We start from the raw sequence: 21,031 nt of genomic DNA, 5'->3' as shown, positions 1-21,031 counted from the left end.
TTATCGGTCAGCGTCAGCCAGCCAAAATCACTCAACCTCACGAACGACTTACAGTCTTATTTTTCTCTTAATCTTAGGCGAGCGTACCGCGCCCTCCAAATATCTCGGCGCCCTGTTGCGAAGATGACATCGACACTTGTCAGCCGTGCTTGGGGTGGGGCGCCTTCTCGATGAGCCCCTCGGCCCAGTTGGTGGTCCATACCGTCGCCGGCTGGCCGTCGATCTGCCAAAACTCCGGCGTGGCGTACAGCGCGTGTACCGGGGCACCTGCGCCCCCGGACAGAATGTCCAGCGTCTTACCCAGGTTGGAGATATTGAAGGCGTCAGGCGGCGCCGCGCAGATGAGATCCCCGGTTCCACAGATCTGGTTGGTGCGATCGTTGAGCTCACCAAATCCGCCGGGACGCGGCCCCGACATCTTCAGACCGAAGGAATCCAACACCCCCAGATCGCCCAGGGTGACTTCGGCGCCCTGTCCGGGCGGGTTGGGCCCTGGCGACAGCCCGACCCCGTCCTGGCGGCGGCCGTCTGCGATCAATGTCACGCCAAGCACCAGGTCCTGATCGACGGGTCCCTCGCCGTTTCCGATCTGGTTGGCGATGTCACCGGCGATCACCGCACCCTGCGAGAAACCAACCAGAACGTAGCTGGTGAGCGGGCACCTGTCGTACATCTCGGAGAGCTGCTTGACTGCCCGGTCGGTGCCTTCCTTGCGGCTGTCGTTGTACGACATCTGGTTGTCATTGGCGAACGGGTTGTGGAACTGGGCGGTGTACGGCACCGTCCACGTTTCCAGCCGGGCCTTGTCGAACTTCTCGGTGATCGGCCGGGACACATTCAGCAGCAGTGACCGTGGGAACTCTGTCGGGTTGAGTGGGTCGTCGGTGCGCGACGACTCCCAGGTACCCGGGATGATGAGCGCCTGCACATCAGGGCAGTCGGCGCTCTGGAAAGCCGGCCGGGGCTTCTGGCCGGGACGCGTCAGCGGGGGTGTCGTCGTCGTCACCTGCCCCGCGGGGGGGGTGACGTCGTCGGGCCTGCGGACGATGACCACGACGATCGCGATCACCAGGATGACGACGACGGCAACGGCCAGCGCCGCGGCCAAACCGAGAATCCGGTGCCGTTTACTACTCGAGGTCTTGGGCATGTGTCTCCTGGCCGTTCGTGACGTGCGGTCTCGCAGCTTGCTCCACGGTACCGGGAGCCCCGAGCGAGGCTACCGAACCGATGCCACCCGCACCTGCGCAAATGATCGTCACAGCACAGAATTCGTTACTCGATTGTGGCCGTCGGCGATCCCCGAAACGACAAAAGCGGCGACCACCGAAGTGGCCGCCGCTTTTGCGATTGTCAGTGATGACTAGTGGCTACCGAGGTAGCTCACCATGTCGGACTTCATGGCACGGAGCTGGTTGCCCCAGTAGGTCCAGTTGTGCAGACCACCCGGAGGGAACTCCACGTGGGCGTTCTTGCCGCCGGCGGCGGTGTAGGCATCGACGTACTTCTTGTTGATGCCGATGGCCATGCCCTCGAGGAAGCCACCGGTGAAGTTCTCGAAACCGTTGCGAGTGGCGTCCAGGTCGGTCGCGTCACCGCTACCGCAGTAGATCCACAACCGGGTGCCGTTGGCCACCGTCTTGTCGATGTTGAGGAACGGGTCGTTGCGGACCCACGCCGGGTCGCTGTCCGGGCCCCACATGTCCTGGGCGCTGAAGCCACCGGCGTCACCCATGGCCATACCGACCTGACCCTTCATGTCCGAGGGGTTCAGGAAGCCCGAGAGCGCACCGGCGTAGATGAACTGCTGCGGGTGGTAGTTGGCCAGCGTGATGGCGGACGCGCCACCCATCGAGAGGCCGACGACCGCGTTACCGGTCCGGGACACACCGTTGTTGGCGGCCAGGTACGCGGGGAGCTCCTGGGTCAGGAAGGTCTCCCACTTGTAGGTGAAGACGCCGTCCTTGCCCTTGGCGGGCTGGTACCAGTCGGTGTACCAGCTGGACTGTCCACCGACGGGCATGACCAGCGAAATACCGGACTGGTAGTAGTCCTCGAACGCAGTGGTCTCAATGTCCCAGCCGTTGAAGTCATCGCGTGCGCGCAGACCGTCCAGCAGGTAGAGGGCCTTGGCGCCGCCTCCCTGGAACTGGATCTTGATGTCGCGGCCCATGGAGGCCGACGGCACCTGCAGGTCTACAACAGGGAGACCCGGACGCGAGAAGGCATTCGCTACCGCTGAACCACCGGCGACGCCGATAAGTCCTGGTAGAACAGCCGCAGTGGCGGCCACGGCCGCAAGTCGACGCGCAGTCGCGCCACGCATATGTGTAAAGAGCTTCATTACCTCAGTATCCCGTCTGCTTCAGTCGGCGTTACATGTCAGGCCGACAGACATCCTGTGGGGTCCCCGAGGTAGTCAACCACATCAGGGCGGCTGTCAACACATCCCGTCACGGTTGTTGGTGCTCCGCAACCGGACCGATGTGGTCTTGAGACACAATCCGGCGAAAAGACGAAAGAGCGGTGGCCACCTGCCAAAGACAGGGTGGCCACCGCTCTTTTGACTGCTTATGCCTAGTGGCTCTGCAGGTAGGCGACCATGTCAGACTTCATGGCCCGCAACTGCTGGCCCCAGTAGGTCCAGTTGTGGATACCGCCCGGAGGAAACTCCACGTGGGCGTTCTTGCCACCGGCCGCGGTGTAGGCCTCGACGAACTTCTTGTTCGAACCGATGGCCATACCCTCAAGGAAGCCGCCGGTGAAGTTCTCGAAACCGTTGCGGGTGGCGTCCAGGTCGGTGGAGTCACCGGTGCCGCAGTAGATCCACAGGCGCGTGCCGTTGTCGATGATCTTCTGGATGTTCAGGAACGGGTCGTTGCGCTGCCAGGCCGGATCGCTGTCCGGGCCCCACATGTCCGATGCGCTGAAGCCACCGGCGTCGCCCATGGCCATACCGATCTGGAACTTCATGTCCGACGGGTTCAGGAAGCCCGACAGCGCACCGGCGTAGACGAACAGCTGCGGGTGGTAGATCGACAGGGTCAGCGCGGCCGAGGCACCCATCGAGAGACCGACCACAGCGTTACCGGTCTGCGAGATGCCCTTGTTGGCAGCCAGGTACGCCGGGAGCTCCTGAGTGGTGAAGGTCTCCCACTTGTAGGTCCAGACACCGTCCTTGCCCTTGGCCGGGTTGTACCAGTCCGTGTAGAAGCTGGACTGTCCGCCGACGGGCATCACCATGGAGATACCGGACTGGTAGTAGTCCTCGAACGCGGTGGTCTCGATGTCCCAGCCGCTGAAGTCGTCGCGCGCACGCAGACCGTCCAGCAGGTAGACAGCCTTGGTGCCACCGGGCTGGAACTGAACCTTGATCTCGCGGCCCATCGACGCCGACGGCACCTGCAGGTACTCGACCGGAAGCCCGGGACGCGAGAAGGCGCCCGCAATCGCCGAACCACCGGTGACGCCGACAAGACCCGGCAGCACGGCCGCCGCCGTGGCAACTACAGCCAGCCGACGCGCGGTAGCACCACGCATCTTCGAAAAGAGCTTCATTTACTTCGTTTTCCCATCTGTTTCAATCGATTTCCCACGCGCAGGTCAAGGGATTTGATGGACGCCCATCGCATACTCGCGCGGTAGTCAACCACATCTGAAGGACCTGCAGCACCATCACTATGTGCGCCTGCGGACCTTCTCAAGGTGCCCCGAGACCCTAGCCATTGATCGTGGCAATCAGATCACCCTTGAGGGCCTGCAGTTGCTGTCCCCAATACGGCCAGGAGTGATTCCCGGACGAGGGGAAGACAAATGTGGCGTTGCTGCCGCCGGCTGCGGCATACGCCTGTTGGAACCTCTTGTTACCGCTGACGGCCAGCGACTCCAAGCTGCTCGCGCTCAGGGCGACACCCGCATCGGCGTTTTCGTCGATGGGTGTCGAACCACCAGGAGCGCAGTAGATGTAGAGGCGAGTCCCGGCCGCGACCAACGCCTGGACCTGCACGGTGGGGTCGTTGCGCCGCCACGCCGGATCCCACGGCGGGCCCCACATGTTGTCGACGCTGTAACTACCGGCGTCGAGCATCGCGACCCGGATCGCGTTGGTCATGAAGATGGTCGACGGATTGAGGAACCCCGAAAGCGAGCCCGCGAATCTGAATTGCGCGGGGTGAAAGGCGGCCAGGATCAATGCCGCGCCACCACTCATCGAGAGTCCCACCACGCCATTACCCGTGGCCGATATTTGCTTATTGGTGGCCAGGTAGGCGGGCAATTCCTGAGTGAGGAACGTTTCCCACTTGTACGTGTACGGCTGCTTATTGAGCGCCGACGGCGAATACCAGTCGGTGTAGAAACTCGACTGGCCGCCTACGGGCATGACCACCGAAATCCCCGATTGGTAGAACCACTCGAAGGCCGCGGTGTTGATATCCCAGCCATTGAAGTCGTCCTGGGCGCGAAGTCCGTCAAGCAGGTAAACCGCCTTGGGTCCCCCGCCCATGAACTCGACGCGGATGTTGCGTCCCATTGAATTGGAGTAGACGTCCAGGTATTCGACCGGAAGTCCCTCGCGCGAAAAAGCATGCGCGGTGGCGGGGTTGACCGCCAAGCCCGCGGCCATTGCCACGGGCATCACAAACGCCGCTAACAGGGCCGTCAGCACGCGGCGGGCTATCACGCGCACGCTCATCTGGGGTCCATCCGTTTCATTGGGGGAAGTCACAACTGTCACTTCTGTAACGCAACATTGCGTCTGAAGTGTCTGACACGGTCGTCTTCGTATCGCGACGACGGGGCCGCGGCGTTACCTAATTGGGATCTCGATTCGGACACAGAAGCCCGCATGCACGATCACGTCGAGGACCCGGACGGGAACGCTCCTCTAGGGACCGGTCGCCGGAAGCCCAGTGTACGGGGGGGTATCCAGCTTCGGCATCGGCAGACCGCATCGGGCCAGCTCAAGACGCGGCACACGGTCGAACCGGTAGGTGGTGAACTCGGCGGCGTGCAGCAAGTTCGACACGAAAAGCCGAGGTGAGAGGGGCCGGCGTATCGAACCCAACATCGCTTCGGTCCTCGGACACTTGAGCGCCTCCACGGCCTCGGCGACCCAGTCCTGGCTAAGATACCGCGGGATGTATGGGTAACGCTTGAGCCAGGGTCCGTCGGCAATCATCCACTCCGGGAACAGATCCTTGTCGTGGCCGATGCGTCCATCCGTGATGCGCGTGGTGTGCGCGGCCAGCGGATTGGCCAACCCGATCTGGTCCACGATTCGTACATCCAGGCCCAGGTTCATGCCGAGCATGCCCAAGTTGGTGAACAGAACCGCGTGCGGCCCGCGGTAGTCGTGCGGGATCGGGGGTGGCGGCGGGATGGCCGGCACCACATCCCACTGGTCGTAGTTCCCCGAGGGCAATAGGAGCGCCCCATCCGGGGTGTTGTCGATCGCCACCAACACCGCGCGCATGCGCGGGTAGTTCAGGTAGTCCGCGGCGGTCAGCGGATGCGCGACGCCGGTCGCCTGTGCGTAGAAGCGCCGTTCGTCGACGATGCCGCTGTAGGTGACCTTGGTGCCGTCACCCCCCATTCCCGGCGAGTTAGCCACCCACAATGCCCATCCGGCGATACCCGCGAAAAGTCCGATGGTGGCCCCGGTGAGCAGACGAGCCTGCTTGGGCGTAAAGGCCGCGCTGTCCGGCGCTGCCAGCGGAACCACCGCGATAGGTAACAGCATGCAGAACACCGGGGTCAACAGCACACGCGCGTGCATGAAATCCCCACCCTGGCGTATCCAGTACAGGCCCTGGATGAATCCACTGGCGAGCATGAAAATAACTACGGCGGTGGGGTTTTGGACAAGCCGCGCCAGCCACCCGTAACCCGGGGCGGCCACCTGGCGCACCCACCATTGACCGCGACGGGCCTGGTAGGCGGCCACGCCGAGGGCGATGAGCAGCACCGCCGGCACCCATATGAGATACGGGGAGTTCATGTTTTGCAGGTAGACGAAGCCCTGCCCCCATTTGGAGCCCGACGCGTCCTTCGCGATCGCCGTACTCGGCACCAACAGGCCGTAGTAGCCCATCCGGAATATCTGGTACAGCACGGGCAGCGCTCCGCCGGCCGCCACGATGTACACCCGGCTGGAGAACCCGCGGGCGGCGATCAGCATCATCACCAGGAAGCCACCCCCGACGAGAGCCAGCTCCGGACGGATCAGCACGCTCAGCCCGGCCATGAAGGCCAGCCCTATCGTGAATCGTCTACTGAGAACGTCTTTCTGATCTTTTCGGTCGGCATGCACGATCCGTGGATCCACCGGCTGATGTGGGCCGCCGCGCCGATCAAGGGTGACGGGCGCGCGCACGGCCTGCGCCCAGATCACCATCATGAGCCACAGTCCGCCCAGATATGCCAGTACCAAACCGTTTTCCAGGCCGGAGGTGGCGAAATCACGGGCCGGCGGGATCGCGATGTACACCAGCATTCCGGCGGGCACCATGAGCGCGGCGCGCCCGGCAAGCAGCGGCGCGTAGAGCCGGGCGGTACCCAGAATCGCCAGCGCGACGCCGACCAGGCTGAGCACCAGCGACAGAGCCAACGCCACGTACTCGAGGCGAATACCTCCGCCGGCCCAGCCGCCCAGATACGTCAGGTAGGTCCACACCGTGGAGGTGTTGGCCTCTACCCGTTCTCCCTTGTTGAAGACGGGGCCGTTGCCCGCCAGCAGATTTCGCACGGTACGCAGCACGATGAGACCGTCATCCGCGATCCAGCGCCGCTGCCAGGCCCCCCAGCCGAACAACACGGTCACGGTGAGGACGCTGACCCACACTGTGAAGCGGGTCAGGCCATTCGTGCCCGGGCCGGGTTGGGTGTTAGGAGAAGTAGAAGGCCGCACCGAGCGATCCGATCCATGCGACGAACAGGAATTGCAACACCCTGTCCCCCAGAGCGATCTCCTCGGGCTCGCCCGCCTCGCCCCCGTCGACATCGACCGCGTAACGCAGGATGGCGATGGTGAACGGGATCATCGATGCGACAAACCAGGATCCGGCGCGGTGGTCACGTTCGAAGGCCCACAGCCCGTAGCAGACCACGATCGCGGTCGCCGACAGCGTCCAAACGAACCGCAGGTAACTGGATGTGTATCCCTCAAGCGACTTACGGATCTTGGCACCGGTCTTCTCGACGATCTGCAATTCGGCATAACGCTTACCCGCAGTCATCATGAGCGACCCGAAGGCCATGATCAGCAGGAACCACTGCGACAGATACACACCGGCGGCCACACCACCGGCGATCGCCCGAATGAGATACGCCGATGAGACGATGCAGATGTCAATGACCGGCTGATGTTTGAGGCCAAAGCAGTAGGCCAGCTGGATGGCGATATAGATCGCTATCACGATGACCAGGTTCAGGCTGACCCGAGAGGCGATGCCCAATGACCCGGCAACCAGCACGACCGCAAGCCCGTACGCGGCGGGTATCGGCAGGACCCCTGCGGCGATCGGCCGGAACCGCTTGGTGGGGTGCTGCCGGTCGGCCTCGACATCGCGGGCGTCGTTGATCAGGTAGATCGACGACGCCGCCATGCTGAAGGCAACAAAGGCGATAGCGACCCGGATGAAAATACCCCGGTAGTCGTGCGGCGAAATGTCGCCCAGCGCCGCCAAAGGCGCCGCGAAAACCAGGACATTCTTCACCCATTGACGCGGGCGTACCGCCTTGATGATCCCCGAGACGAGATTCTTGGGCGGGCCTGCGGTGGGTGCCGGCTCCTCGCTCATACCTGTTCCTCCTTGAGCGCCAGGCGCGAGTCCGCCCGGCGAACGGCAGTGCCGATCAGCGCGCCCAAGGCAGCGCCGGCAGCCACATCTGTGGGGTAGTGCACGCCAAGAACCAACCGTGACAACGCCATCGGCGGAATCAGCAGCGCGGGCAACGGCAATCCGGTCAGCGGCGCCAACAGCACCGCGGCGGCCGCGGTCGAGGTCGCGTGCGAGGAGGGGAAGCTCAACCGGCTCGGGGTACCGACGTTCACCCGCACCGCCTCATGGCTGGGACGACGCCGGCGCACCACACGTTTGATGATCACCGACGCGGCGTGGGCGCCAAAGGCGCCCGCACCTGCGGCCAACCAGCTGCGCCTACGGGCCTTGTCTCGCCTGTTGATGGCGGCGCCGATCAGCGCCGCGGCCACCCAGCCGATGCTGTGCTCACCGAAATGGGACAGACCGCGGGCGGTGCTCAGCACCCCGGGCCGACCAGCGAGGGCCGACTGCACGGCGACAAGAACCGCGGTCTCCCCCTGGGGCGCGGTCACCTCGCCCGGCAGCAGACCGGTCATGCACTCACCCCGGGATTCACGGACTGGGCCGCCGAATTGTCCTTACCGATGCCCAGGATGTTCTCCCACTGCTCTTTACTGGTCAGCGTCGGCAGCGCGTTGCGGTAGGTCTTGCGCATCTTGTTGAAATTACGCATCAGCTGCAGGTGGCGACGCGCCGACGCGCGCAGCAGCTCGAACATCTTGGCCCGATCACGCTGGCGATACACCACACCACGCCCGTCGGCGGTGGTGACGGTGACGCCGTCGACACGGCACAGCAGGAACCAACGGGCATCCTGGGTCGCCACGTTCAGCTCCGGGCGCACGTGATGCTCGGGGTTTTCCTTCTTCAGTTGATGAATCACGCCGCGGGAGAGCCGTAACCCGATGGCGGGCAGGGAAACCGGCGGCTTGTGCACCTTGCGGCGCCCGGAAGGCGAGGGCAGCGAGGTGGCTGTCGGGAGTACGACGGCGTCCGGGAACTGCTGACGCATCTTGCGCACGTCGGGCAGCGCCGACTCGAGGATCGACGCGATGTGCTCGGGCCCTGCCAGGAAGTCGTCGATGGCCCGGTTCTGGATGGCCACGGTCGAGTACTCCAGGCACAGCAGGTGTTTGAAGGTGGCCTTCAGCGAGCTGGCAAGCAGACCCCGGATCGGGTTGTCCCAATGCAGAGCCGCGACCACCAGCCGGTTACGCAGGTGGAAGTAGGCCTGCCAGTCGATGGCGTCGTCCTTGTCGCTCCAGGCCATATGCCAGATCGCGGTGCCCGGCATGGACGCGGTGCCATAACCATGTTCGTTGGCGCGGATCCCATACTCGGCGTCGTCCCACTTGATGAACAGCGGCAACGGCTGGCCGAGTTCCTCGGCGACCACGCGGGGAATCATGCACATCCACCAGCCGTTGTAGTCGACATCGATGCGCCGGTGCAGGTCCGGCGAATCCGCCAGCGGCTCCTCGGCGAAGTCGTGGTCGTACTCGGCGAACGGCGCGCTGGTCCACATGAAGTTGTCACGGTTGACCATCTCACCCATCACGTGCAGGTGCGAGGGCTCCTGCAAGTTGAGCATCTGACCACCGACGAGCATGGGGGACTTGGCAAAACGGCTCAGCGCCAGCGCCCGCAGGATCGAATCCGGTTCGATCCGGATGTCGTCGTCCATGTAGAGGATCTGTTCGCAGTCGGTGTTCTTGAGCGCCTCGTACATGACCCGGCTGTAGCCGCCCGAACCGCCGAGGTTCGGCTGGTCGTACACCCGCAGGCGCTCCCCGAGCGGCCCCGCCGCGGCCGCCCACTCGGGATGATCCTTGGCCTTGTTGGTGCCCTGGTCGGGGACGATGACGGCGGTGATTACCTTGTCCACCTGGGGATCCGAAGCGAGCGCCTTGAGAGCGTTCACGCAGTCTCCGGGGCGGTTGAAGGTGGGGATGCCGACGGTGATGCTGGCCCGGCCGGGTGCTGCGGTCGGGGCGTACCAGCCCGCGTTATGCACCGCCACCTCGGTGTCGGTGGTGACGTCGAACCAGATCCAGCCACCGTCTTCGAACGCATCCAGGCCGATCTCGAATTCGATCACCGCATTGGCACCGCTGAACTGAGTGCCGCCCACCGTGATTCGCGCACCGGTGGCCTTGGTCCGGTACACGTCGACGCGGCCGGCACCGGACAGCTCGATGTGCAGCACGACGTTCTCCAGTGTCGACCAGCGCCGCCAGTAGCTTGCCGGGAACGCGTTGAAATAGGTGGCGAACGAGACCTCGGACTCCGCGCCGATCTCCAGCGTGGTGCGGGTGGGTGCGTGCGCACGCCGGTCGTTGGTCTCGGACTCGACGATGTAGAGCTTGCGCACGTCGAGTGGCTCGCCCGGCCGGGGCAGAATCACCCGGGACAGCAGGCTCACCGCATGCGATTCCGTCGAATCGATGGGACCGAATGGGATGTCACTCATTATTCGTCACCTCCGGACAGGGGAGCACCGTCGGCCAGATGCGGCGCAAGCACGTTGTCGTACATGCTCAGCGCACTGGCGATCGCCATGTGCATATCGAGATATTGATAGGTACCCAGCCGTCCGCCGAACAGCACCTTCGAAGAAGCTGTCTCCTGCTTGGCGCGGGCGCGGTAGGCGGCCAGGGTGGCCCGATCGGCCTCGGTGTTGATCGGGTAGTACGGCTCGTCATTCCCTTCGGCGAACCGCGAGAATTCCCTCATGATGACGGTCTTATCCGTCGGGTAGGCCCGTTCCGGATGGAAGTGACGGAACTCGTGGATCCGGGTAAATGGCACGTCGGCGTCGTTGTAGTTCATCACCGGGGTGCCCTGGAAGTCTCCGGTCTCGAGCACCTCAACCTCGAAATCAAGTGTGCGCCAGCCCAATCGGCCGTCGACATAGTCGAAGTAGCGATCCAGCGGGCCGGTGTACACGACCGGGGCCGACGGGTTCGCGGCGCGAAGATCGTCGCGCACCTGGAACCAGTCGGTGTCCAAGCGCACCTCGATGCGGTCGTCGGCGGCCATGTTCTGCAGCCAGGCGGTGTACCCGTCGACCGGCAGGCCTTCGTAGGTGTCGTTGAAGTACCGGTTGTCGAAGGTGTAGCGCACCGGCAGGCGAGTGATGTTGCCCGCGGGCAGCTCCTTGGGGTCGGTCTGCCACTGCTTGGCGGTGTACGCCTTCACGAACGCCTCGTACAGCGGGCGCCCGATGAGTGATATCGCCTTTTCCTCGAGGTTGGTGGCGTCTTCGGTGGCGATTTCGGCGGCCTGCTCGGCAATCAGCGCCCGCGCCTCGTCGGGGGTGAAGTAGCGGCCGAAGAACTGCGACACCAGCCCCAGGCCCATCGGGAACTGATAGGACTGCCCGTTGTGCATCGCGAAGACGCGATGCTGGTATCCGGTGAACTCGGTGAACTGCCGCACGTAGTCCCAGACCCTCTTATTAGAGGTATGGAACAAGTGCGCACCGTACTTATGTACCTCTATACCCGTCTGAGGCTCGGGCTCGGAGTACGCGTTACCGCCGATGTGATGACGGCGCTCGACGACGAGGACCCGCTTGTTCAGTTGGGTCGCGGCGCGCTCAGCGATGGTGAGGCCGAAAAACCCGGATCCGACAACGATCAGGTCGAACTGCTGGTTTTCTCCGGTCACGTGCAGTCAGGGTACTGGACCGGTACCGCGAGCCCCTGACAGCGACATCCGCCCCGTGAAGAACGGCTGTACCCGGGTTCGCAGGTACGGATCCGGTCGCAATTGGCTCACGATTTGGTTTCGTCCCATTAGTCACACCAGTAACTCTGGTTACCATCGAAAGCGTCGGTTCCGGTGCCGATCCACCGATCCGACACCCGCGGGAAAACCCGTGACAGAACACGCAAAACCGCAGAACACCATAAGTGATCGACCCGATATTGAGGAGACTTCCGTGCCTAATCGTCGCCGCCGCCGGCTTTCGACAGCCTTGAGCTCGGTCGCCGCGCTGGCCGTCGCAAGTCCGTTTGCCATTGCCCTCGCGACCAACATGACCCAGGCCGCCGCGCCCGCACCCTCACAGCAGGAATTCGTGCAGGCCGCGATCGTGTCGGACCTCCCCGGTGAGGTCATGGGCGCTGTTCAACAGATGACGTCCCAGTTCGGCGTGCAAATCCCCGGGCTGTCCGGTCTCAACATCCCCGGCCTGGGTGGCGGAGGGCTCGGCAGCCTTGGCGGCGCCAACCCCGCGCTGACCTCGCCCGGTGGGCTCACTACGCCGGGCGGGCTCACCAGCCCCTCGTCGTCGCTGACCAACCCGGCCCTGACCAACCCCGGACTCACCAGCCCGGGCGCTACCACCACCCCGAGTCTCACCGACCCGGCGCTGACCAACCCCGGACTGACCAACCCGGCAGCTCCGGCCAGCACCCCGAGTCTCACCGGTACCGGCCCGACGGGCGTGAACCCGGCGCTCACCGATCCGGCCGCATCGACCGCGGGCCTGACCTCCCCCGGCGCTGAAGTCCCGATCACGCCAAACCCGGCGCTCGGCACCGGACTGACCAACCCGGCGCTTGCCGATCCCTCACTGGCGGGCCTCGGTACCCCCAGCGCACTCGGGGGCGGCAGCGGGCTCGGTGGCGGCAGCAGCCTGATCAGCGACGCGATGGGCGCCGTGAACCAGCTGGGCATCACCCAGGCGGTTGACCTCATCAAGGGCGCCATCCCGGCAGCCGCCTCCGCGGCGGCTCCGCCGGCCGGATAGGTCACACACAAACTAGGTAGCGAAACGGCACCGCAGGGCACAGAGGCTCTGCGGTGTCGTTGCGTCTGGCCAACCCGCCAAACATCAAGATCGACATTTGACGCGTGTCGAATCACTAGTCACATTTGTCCCATACGTAACATCCCTGGTGGTCGTGTCGCTCCATGCGGTACGTCCGGTGTGATCCAGGAGAGACGACGTGCCAGTACGAGTCAGCAAGATGCCCATGCGACGGCAGCTTGCGCTGGCTCTTGCCGCGACTGCGACGGTGATGACCGTCAGCGTCGTCGATCACCTCAAAACCGAGCAGGCCGAAGAGACTGCCATCACCTCGCAGTCGCTGCAGAATTCCGCGACTCACGAGGTCCTGACCGCGGAGGTCGGGCTACCCGGTCTGAATACACCGGCCACCGTGCACGACATCCAGCAGGCCGAATCCTTCAGCCTGGTCGCCGTCCGCGGCGAGGACCTTGCCTCCGTCAACGTTTCCGTGCGGGCGCAACAGACCGATGGCGGTTGGGGGCAGTGGTACGAGCTCCACCCCGTTGAGTCCGGCGACCCCGTGGCCCAGGACAAGGCAATCCCCGCGGCGACAGAGCCGGTATTCGTCGGCTCAACCCATTCCGCTCAGATCGCCGTGCAACCCCGCTACGGCGCGAACGTGAAGGCGCCGAAGACCGGCGGCGGCGACCCCGGCCTGGGGTACCGGCCGGCGAGCATCGAGCAGCCGCTGACCACCGGACTCGACGCCATCTTGATCAGCCCCAAGCTGGCACCACCCGATGGCGCGCGGTTCGAAGAGCGCTGGTCGGCGCCGATAGCGCTGCCCCAGGCGGGCCCGCGCATCATCACCCGTGCCCAATGGGGAGCCAATGAGTCAGACCGGTGCCCACCGGTTTACAACAGGGACGTGCGCGCGGGAGTGGTCCACCACACCGCCGGAAGCAACAACTACTCGCCCTACGACTCCGCTGCCATCATCCGGGCCATCTACGCGTATCACACCAAAACCCTCAAATGGTGCGACATCGCCTACAACGTGCTGGTGGACAAGTACGGACAGATCTTCGAGGGCCGTTTCGGCGGCATCACCAACAACGTGCAGGGCGCACACACCGGAGGATTCAACGAGCACAGCTGGGGGCTGGCGCTGATCGGCGACTTCACTCGCGAGGAGCCCTCTCCCGCGATGCTGCAATCCGCTGGCCGCATGCTGGGCTGGCGACTGCGGCTCGCCGGCGTTGATCCGCGCGGCCAGGTGGACCTGGCGTCGGAGGGCGGACCATTCACCACCGTGCCCGGAGGAAAAGTCGTCACGCTGCCAACGATTTTCACGCACCGCGACGTCGGCAACACCGAATGCCCGGGTGAGGCCGCGTACCGCTTGATACCCCGCCTGCGCGATATCGCCGCAGGCGCCGCCAACGGCGAGCCACCTGACCTGGTCGATGCGATGCGCGGCGGCGCCATCTACGACACTTGGATGCGGTTGGGCAGCACCGACAGTTCCCTCGGTGCACCGACATCCACTGAGCAGCAGGCTGCCGGTGATGCCCGTTTCGCGACCTTCCGCAACGGCGCCATGTACTTCTCTCCCGGCACCGGCACCCATCCCGTTGTCGGGGCGATCTACCACGCCTGGGCGGAAACAGATTTCGAGCGAGGATCGTTGGGGCTCCCGGTGACCGATGAAGTGGGCGAACCGAACATCATCGTGCAGAACTTCCAGAATGGCTCCCTGATCTATGACCGGGCCAGTGGCCGGGTGTCAAGCGTGATCAACGGAGAGACCCGCGAGATCCTCGGCGTGGCACCGGTGGCACAAAGCGCCCTGGCCGAACAGTTCTCAGCACCTGCCGCACCGGCAGCACCGCCTCCACCCGCACCGGCTCCGCCTCCCCCGCCGCCCCCGGTAGAGCAGTTCGCACCCGCCGCCTAGCGCTGGATGCACCTCAAAGGTCTCAGCCCCACCAGCGTTCGAGAACCTTGGCCACCCCGTCGTCGTCGTTGGTGGCAGTGATCTCATCGGCGGCGGCCCGCGCATCCGGGTGCGCGTTACCCATCGCCACCCCGTGCCCGGCCCAGCGCAACATGGCTACGTCATTGGGCATATCGCCAAAGGCGATCACCGATTCGGGCCGTACCCCAACCTGATCTGCCACCACCGCGATTCCGCTGGCCTTGCTGATCCCGGTGGGCATCACCTCGATAAGCCCGTTATCTGTGGAATAGGTGATGGCCGCACCTGCCTCGGTCACCAGGGGCGCGAGGACCTCGGCCATGTCTGCGCTACGGGCTCCGGCCTTGCGCACCAACAGCTTTACCGCGGGAAAGCTCAGCAGGTCGTCCAGCGACACCTCGGTGTTATCGGGATTCAGCCAGGCGTGCTCGTATCCGGGTGAGCTGACGAATTGCGGTGTCGCGGCGTCGTGTGCGCTGCGGCCGACCCGCTCCACCGCCAGGCCCACTCCGGGAATGGCGGATTGGGCGACCTCGGCCAGCACGGCGAGCTCCGCCGGAGCGAGCGTCGCCGCCGAGAGGATCTGGTCACTGTCCGCGTCGTACAAAACGGAGCCGTTGGCGCACACCGAGATCGGCGCAAAGCCGAGGGCGTCGACGATGGGGGTGATCCAACGGGGCGGACGGCCGGTAGCCAGGACGAATGTGCTGCCCGATTCGACCGCAGCAGTGATGACCGCCCGGGTACGCGGCGACAGCAGCTCGTCGGAATCGATCAGCGTCCCGTCCACGTCGGACGCGATGAGGGTGGGAGGAGTCACGTGCGGTTCGGGCCTGTCTTCTTCTGGGCCCGCTTACGGGCGCGTTCTGCCAATTCCGCCGCGTCAAGCGCGGCGGCTTCCTCCAGTGTGGGGGCGCTGCCGCCCAAGCGCCTGGGCAGCCAGTAGGCGCCGGGCTCTTCCGGGTAATCCTGTTGCGCCTGCGTCAGTACCTGCTCCATGGCGTCGTGCAGCTCGACGGTGGTGCGCTCGAAATCCGGGGTTGCGTCCAGCGGCGGGCCGACCGCCACGTTGACGGGGATTTTGCTGTGGCCCAGGTTTTTTGGATGATCCTTGGTCCAGATGCGTTGAGCTCCCCAGACGATGAGTGGAACGATCGGCACACCGGCCTCATGCGCCATTCGGGCGGCTCCGCTCTTGAACTCCTTGAGCTCGAAGCTGCGGCTGATGGTGGCCTCCGGATACACCCCGACGATCTCGCCACTGCGCAGGCTGTCCACCGCCGCCTCGTAGGCCCCGTGGCCCGCGCTGCGGTCAACGGGAATCGCCTTGGCATGTTTGATCAGGAAGTTCATGATGGGCACCTCCTGCATCTCCGCCTTGAGCATGAACCGCAGCCGCCGCCCGGCGCGGACCGTCGCCAAACCCGCTGGAAGAAAGTCGACGTAACTGGTGTGGTTGATTGCGATCACCGCACCTCCGCCAGAGGGGACCTGCTCCAGACCTCGATATCTGATCGTGGTCCCCGTGAGGAGGACCGCCGTATTAGCCGTGATTTCGAGGAGTCGGTAGACCGGTTCCATCTAGCCGTCTTTCTGTGCCCCATCCTGCTGGGCCTGCTTTTCCGCCTCGCGGGCAGCACGCTGTGCCTTGCGCTCGGCAGCGTCCTGGGCGTCCCACTGCGCGGCCTCGGCCAGCGTCGGCGCGGACCCGCCCAGCCGATGCGGCACCCAGTACTCGCCGGCGGGATGCTGACCGTAATCGTCCTGCACTTCCAGCAGCAGGTGCTGCATGCGTGCGTGCAGCAGCGCGGTGAGCTCTGCAACCGGCAATGTCGGCGGGATCGGTGCGCCCACCGCAATCGAGATCGGAGTATTGGTGCGACCGAGATTCTTCGGATGCCCCTTCGTCCAGATGCGCTGTGCGCCCCAGATGACGTGCGGCACGATCGGCACGCCAGCCTCGATGGCCATGCGTGCCGCCCCTGATTTAAATTCCTTGATCTCGAAGCTGCGGCTGATGGTGGCTTCCGGGTAGACCCCGACCAGCTCACCTGCCTTGAGCTTGTCGACCGCCTCGGCATAGGACGCCGCACCGTCTACGCGGTCCACGGAGATATGCCGGCACCCTCGCATGATGGGGCCGGTGATCTTGTTGTCGAAGGTTTCTTTCTTCGCCATGAAGCGCACCTTGCGTCCCTTTTTCTGAAGGAACGCCGGTAGCCCGGCGAAGGTGAAATCCATGTACCCGGTGTGGTTGATCGCCACCACCGCCCCGCCTTCGGTCGGCAGGTTCTCGACACCCGTGACGGTGAATTTCAGGCCTTGAACGGCCCAGACGGTGCGGGCAAGCCCGATCACCGTTCCATAGACAGGCTCCACGTGACGAGCCTAGCGCTGGCGGCCCGCTCAGTGCACTCGGATACCCGCCTAACGCTGAACCCCGCCACCGCCGTCAGCCACGATCACCTGGCCCGTGATGAACGAACCCGCGTCCGACAGCAGCAACAGCGCCGGGCCGATCATCTCGTCGGTGTGTGCCACACGTCCCATGAAGGATTGCGCGGCCATGGCGTCGATGACCTCCTGCGGGTTCTGCTGCAGCATGTAGGTGTCGACTGTGCCGGGCGCCAGCGCGTTCACCCGGATACCGCGACCGGTGTATTCGACGGCCATCGACCGGGTGAAGGACATGAGAGTGGCCTTCATCGCCGCGTACATCGACAGCATCGGCACGTACTGGAACGCCGCCACCGACACCACGTTGAGCACCGACGCATGCTCACTGGCGGTCAGATGCGGCAACGCCGCTTGCACCAGAAACACCGGACCACGCACATTGACGTCGAAGGACTTACCCAGCGCCTCCGGTGTGTAGCTGCCCATGGGCTGCGCGACCGGGTTAGCGGCGGCGTTCACCACGATGTCGACACCGCCATACTCGTCAACCGTGCTCGCGACCAGCCTGTCGATATCGCCCAGGTCCCCCATGTGAGCAGGCACGCCAAGTGCGCGATACCCGTTGTCCTGTAGCTGCTTTGCCGCGGCGGTACAGGCGTCGGCCTTCCGGCTCGACACCACGACCGATGCCCCACAGGCGCCGAGAGCCTCGGCAATCGCGTACCCGATTCCACGAGTGCCGCCGGTGACGATGGCGGTACGTCCCGACAAGTCGTAGAGCGCCTGGAAGTCATTGAGGTTCACCTCCGGCACGCTACCCGCCGACCGATGCCGCGCAGGCTGGAAACCCCCTACAAGCCAGCCAGCTGCGGAAGGGTCGCGTGTGCGATGAGGAAATAGATGATCAGGCCGGTCCCGTCAACGAGGGTGGTGATCATCGGGGCAGACACCACCGCGGGATCGACCTTCAGCTTTTGGAGCAGGGGCGGTAGCAGGGATGCCACCAGAGCCGTCCATAGAACGATGGCAAAGAGCGTCAAAGAGACGGTAATCGCGATCTCCTTGCCGACACCAAGGGTCCAGGCCCGCATGATGCCTGCGCCAGCCATCGTCAACGCAACAAGGACGCCCGTCGACAATTCGTTGAACAAGACGCGGGGCAGATCGCGGATGTGAAACTGGCCGGTGGCCATGGCGCGTATCAGACTGGTGGTGATCTGAGTTCCGGTGTTTCCGCCGGTACCAATCAGCAGCGGAATAAAGAAGGCCAACGACACCGCCGCCTCGAGCTCGTCCTCGAATGCCTTGAGCACGGTGCCGGTGTATGCCTCGGCGACGAACAACACCAGAAGCCACACAATGCGTTTGCGCCATAGATGTGCCGGCGAAGCCCGCACATAGGGCACGTCAAGAGGCTCCGAACCACCTTGCCGTTCCGCGTCTTCGGTGGCCTCTTCGATCAGGATGTCGTCGGCAGCTTCGGCGGTCAACACCCCGAGCACCTCACCCTGATCATCGACGATCGGCAACGCCAACAGGTCGTAATCGATCAGAATTCGAGCAGCGTGCTCCGCGTCGGTAAGCGGCCCCACCCGAATCGGGTCCTCACTCATGAACTGTGCGACAGTCTGATTCGGATCTGCCAGGACGAGATCATCGAAGCCGACCGACGCTAGCAGGTGCCGATCGGCGTCGGTGACATAGATCTGGCCTGTACCACCCTGAACTTTGCCGCCCCCACCGCGGCTTTGCGCCCGCACGGATTCTTGGGCCGCAGGCACCTTCAACTCGGGACCGATAGTGAATACATCCGGAATCATGTGCGCCGCTACCGATTCCGGCGGCCACTGCAACACCGCTTCGAGTGCCTCCACGTACTCCGGGCTCAGGGTCTGCAGGAGGGTCTCTCGGCGGACACCCCCCAACTGCCGCACGATGTCGGCAGCGGTGTCGTAGTCAAGGGCTTCAAAGAACCGGCCGCACCGTTCTACACCTGCAGCACGCACAACCTGAGCCGCGGCGTGGGCGTCAAGGGATCCCAGCAGTTCGGGGCCGGTCTGTTCGTCCAGCAATGAAACCAGATGCACGATTTGCTCTTTGGACATCTGGGCAACCATGCGGCTGCGCTCCGCAGTGCCGGCTAAACGAAGCCATTCCGACACCGCACGCGCGGAATTGAGCGCGCTGGCGCGAACCGGCAGCACCCCCAACACTCCGAGATCCATATTCGACTTCGGCATCACGATCCTCTCTACGCCCACAGGCCCTGCAGCATCCTGACGCGCAGGATGCTGCCAGCCACCACGGATTAACGGGGCCTCGATTAGCCGGGATTCACACCCGGTATGCCCGTACCGTCTAACGAATCCACGATCCAAAGTGGCCCGGGCGCAGAAATATTGACACAGAGAACGAAACCTGGCCATCCAACCGATGCTGTGTGGTGAACCGACACACCTCCGGGTCCCTGATCACTCCGAGCACCGCAACGCCGCAGGGCGGTGACGACCAGCAGTGATGGGCGTCGCGTGCGTTTTCGCACATTCCTCGCGGCCGCCAACCGGTCCCCATGGAACTCCGAGGACCGAAAGTGGCCTTGCGACAAACTTCCGTAATCTGGATCGCATGCGTCTGACGACCCGCCGTGCGCTGCTCCTGGTAGCCCTGGCCGCAAGCCTTGTCGTGGCGGCCGGTGCTGCCCTCGGCTTCTACCGTTCCCACACCGCAACACCATCGTTTCCCATCGTCGACACCACTGCGCTGTCCCCGGGGCGCGCCGCCGTCGTACAGATCCTCGGGCAGGAATACGCCGAGCAAGCGGGCATGGTGAAGTACTCAGAGGGCAACGACGAGCCCTGGTGCGCCGACTTCACCAGCTGGGTGATGCGCGCATCAGGCAAGCCGTTCGCCAACCCGAACTCCGGGCATTGGCGCATCCCGGGGGTATTGACGCTGACCGCCTACCTCAAGGAGCAGGGGCGCTACGAGACCCCCGATTACTCACCGAAGCCGGGCGACATGGTGTTGTACGACGAGCCCAGTCCGAAGGGCCAGCATGTCAACATCGTGCTGATCAATGACAACGGCACCCTGACAACCGTCGGTGGTGGCGAGGGCCGCGGAGTCGGCTTGTCGACCTACGTGGCCGCCAACGATTCGGGTATCACCGGCTACGGACGCTACGAGTAATCACCGGCCGACCGATCGCAGCACCGCGGGTGAACCAGCGCGCTGCACATGGCGCAGGAACTGCGACATTGCTGGTGAGACAACCGAGTCCGCTCGCCGGATGAACAGCGTCTCGACTCGCGCCTGCAGTGGCGGGAGCTGATGCACCCGCAGCGCTGCTGCACGCTGCGAGGCCATGACCACTGCGACCGGAAGCAACGTCACACCCATATCGGCCGCGACACATCCGAGAATTCCCTCCAGACTTCCGAATTCAAGAACCTGAGGATCCACGTTGCCGTGATCGGCGAAGATCTCCTGCAACCTTTCGCGGTAGGCGCACCCGTTGCGGAAGACAAGCATGCGGACCGGGGTATCGAAGACATCACGGATGTCGCCGTGGTGTTGAGCGGTGACCAGTACCAGCTCCTCCACGAAGGCCACATTCGCCGAGAGAGCATCGTGTTCGACGGGTCCACAGACGAAGCCGCCATCGAGCCGGTGATCGTTCACCATATCGATCAGCTCGACGGTGGTGCCTGTGGTGAGTGTGAAATCCACTCGGGGACAGTCGACGGCATACGTGGCCAGGATGCCAGGAAGTCGCAGTCCTGCTGTGGTTTCCATGGAGCCGATGGCCAGTGTTCCGGTGGGTTCGGCCTCGTCGCCAACCACCTGGGTCGCCTCACGCAGCAGCGCCGTAATCCGTTCGGCGTAGGGCTGAAAGGCTTCCCCTGCGTTGGTCAGGGTCATGCCCCGGGCATGTCGTCGGAACAGCTCGACACCGAGCTCGTCCTCCAGCGCTTTGATGTGGCTGCTGACGTTGGACTGCACGGTATGAAGCTGTTTCGAGGCGCGAGAGATGCCCCCGGCCTCGGCGACCGCCAGGAAGTGCGCGATGTCACTGAGCTCCATATCAGGATTCCA

At 64.3% G+C, this 21,031-nt stretch carries 18 protein-coding genes; 3 read left to right on the top strand and 15 right to left on the bottom strand.

What is annotated here, in order from left to right; genetic code table 11:
• Window positions 1-139: 139 nt before the first annotated feature.
• The 9 genes from AOT87_RS18570 to glf all read right to left on the bottom strand — a co-directional run bounded on the left by AOT87_RS18570 (window position 140) and on the right by glf (window position 11,492).
• The gene (locus AOT87_RS18570; RefSeq protein ID WP_057967299.1) at window positions 140-1,150 is read right to left on the bottom strand and encodes a cutinase family protein; all 1,011 of its coding nucleotides are present in this window, start codon (window positions 1,148-1,150) and stop codon (window positions 140-142) included.
• Between the two features lie 213 nt (window positions 1,151-1,363).
• Window positions 1,364-2,344: an alpha/beta hydrolase family protein gene (locus AOT87_RS18565; RefSeq protein WP_046252145.1), complete on the bottom strand. Its 981-nt coding sequence runs from the start codon at window positions 2,342-2,344 to the stop codon at window positions 1,364-1,366.
• Window positions 2,345-2,577: 233 nt separating this feature from the next.
• On the bottom strand, window positions 2,578-3,558 hold the full coding sequence (locus AOT87_RS18560; protein WP_057965353.1) for an alpha/beta hydrolase family protein: 981 nt from the start codon (window positions 3,556-3,558) through the stop codon (window positions 2,578-2,580).
• A gap of 160 nt (window positions 3,559-3,718) precedes the next feature.
• Window positions 3,719-4,693: an alpha/beta hydrolase family protein gene (locus AOT87_RS18555; protein WP_057967300.1), complete on the bottom strand. Its 975-nt coding sequence runs from the start codon at window positions 4,691-4,693 to the stop codon at window positions 3,719-3,721.
• 192 nt (window positions 4,694-4,885) lie between these two features.
• Window positions 4,886-6,856: a flagellar motor control protein ZomB gene (gene zomB, locus AOT87_RS18550; RefSeq protein ID WP_165589961.1), complete on the bottom strand. Its 1,971-nt coding sequence runs from the start codon at window positions 6,854-6,856 to the stop codon at window positions 4,886-4,888.
• Between the two features lie 28 nt (window positions 6,857-6,884).
• The gene (locus AOT87_RS18545) at window positions 6,885-7,799 is read right to left on the bottom strand and encodes a decaprenyl-phosphate phosphoribosyltransferase (protein ID WP_046252141.1); all 915 of its coding nucleotides are present in this window, start codon (window positions 7,797-7,799) and stop codon (window positions 6,885-6,887) included.
• Window positions 7,796-8,359: a phosphatase PAP2 family protein gene (locus tag AOT87_RS18540; protein ID WP_030096114.1), complete on the bottom strand. Its 564-nt coding sequence runs from the start codon at window positions 8,357-8,359 to the stop codon at window positions 7,796-7,798. Before AOT87_RS18540 ends, AOT87_RS18545 begins: the two co-directional genes overlap by 4 nt.
• On the bottom strand, window positions 8,356-10,293 hold the full coding sequence (locus AOT87_RS18535; RefSeq protein WP_057967302.1) for a glycosyltransferase: 1,938 nt from the start codon (window positions 10,291-10,293) through the stop codon (window positions 8,356-8,358). Before AOT87_RS18535 ends, AOT87_RS18540 begins: the two co-directional genes overlap by 4 nt.
• Window positions 10,293-11,492, bottom strand: coding sequence for a UDP-galactopyranose mutase (gene glf, locus AOT87_RS18530; protein WP_057967303.1), 1,200 nt, complete (start codon window positions 11,490-11,492; stop codon window positions 10,293-10,295). Before glf ends, AOT87_RS18535 begins: the two co-directional genes overlap by 1 nt.
• Before the next feature lie 274 nt (window positions 11,493-11,766).
• Here glf and AOT87_RS18525 point away from each other — a divergent pair, with 274 nt between their 5' ends.
• Window positions 11,767-12,579: a hypothetical protein gene (locus tag AOT87_RS18525; RefSeq protein WP_046252137.1), complete on the top strand. Its 813-nt coding sequence runs from the start codon at window positions 11,767-11,769 to the stop codon at window positions 12,577-12,579.
• Between the two features lie 199 nt (window positions 12,580-12,778).
• On the top strand, window positions 12,779-14,518 hold the full coding sequence (locus tag AOT87_RS18520; RefSeq protein WP_057967304.1) for an N-acetylmuramoyl-L-alanine amidase: 1,740 nt from the start codon (window positions 12,779-12,781) through the stop codon (window positions 14,516-14,518).
• Between the two features lie 22 nt (window positions 14,519-14,540).
• Here the strand turns inward: AOT87_RS18520 and AOT87_RS18515 are convergent, their stop codons facing one another.
• Genes AOT87_RS18515 through mgtE form a run of 5 tightly spaced genes read right to left on the bottom strand, consistent with a single transcriptional unit; the run spans window position 14,541 to window position 19,176 of the window.
• Complete coding sequence (locus tag AOT87_RS18515) at window positions 14,541-15,359, bottom strand: HAD family hydrolase (protein WP_057967305.1); 819 nt, start codon at window positions 15,357-15,359, stop codon at window positions 14,541-14,543.
• Window positions 15,356-16,120, bottom strand: a complete 765-nt coding sequence (locus AOT87_RS18510; RefSeq protein ID WP_057967306.1) for a lysophospholipid acyltransferase family protein — start codon at window positions 16,118-16,120, stop codon at window positions 15,356-15,358. Before AOT87_RS18510 ends, AOT87_RS18515 begins: the two co-directional genes overlap by 4 nt.
• Complete coding sequence (locus AOT87_RS18505) at window positions 16,121-16,918, bottom strand: lysophospholipid acyltransferase family protein (protein ID WP_030096121.1); 798 nt, start codon at window positions 16,916-16,918, stop codon at window positions 16,121-16,123.
• 48 nt (window positions 16,919-16,966) lie between these two features.
• Entirely contained in the window at window positions 16,967-17,740 is a 774-nt protein-coding gene (locus AOT87_RS18500) for an SDR family oxidoreductase (protein WP_057967364.1), read from the bottom strand.
• A 47-nt stretch (window positions 17,741-17,787) separates the two neighbouring features.
• Window positions 17,788-19,176, bottom strand: a complete 1,389-nt coding sequence (gene mgtE / locus AOT87_RS18495) for a magnesium transporter (protein WP_234795791.1) — start codon at window positions 19,174-19,176, stop codon at window positions 17,788-17,790.
• Between the two features lie 385 nt (window positions 19,177-19,561).
• Between mgtE and AOT87_RS18490 the strand changes: the two genes are divergently transcribed.
• Window positions 19,562-20,125, top strand: a complete 564-nt coding sequence (locus AOT87_RS18490; RefSeq protein ID WP_030096124.1) for a CHAP domain-containing protein — start codon at window positions 19,562-19,564, stop codon at window positions 20,123-20,125.
• Here the strand turns inward: AOT87_RS18490 and AOT87_RS18485 are convergent, their stop codons facing one another.
• Window positions 20,126-21,019 (bottom strand): LysR family transcriptional regulator, encoded by an 894-nt coding sequence (locus AOT87_RS18485; protein WP_057967308.1) that lies wholly within the window; start codon window positions 21,017-21,019, stop codon window positions 20,126-20,128.
• Window positions 21,020-21,031: the final 12 nt, after the last annotated feature.

The organism is Mycobacteroides sp. H003 (assembly GCF_001440135.1).
GTDB classification, from domain to species: Bacteria; Actinomycetota; Actinomycetes; order Mycobacteriales; family Mycobacteriaceae; genus Mycobacterium; species Mycobacterium gwanakae.
This window is presented reverse-complemented; position numbering and strand designations above follow the sequence as displayed.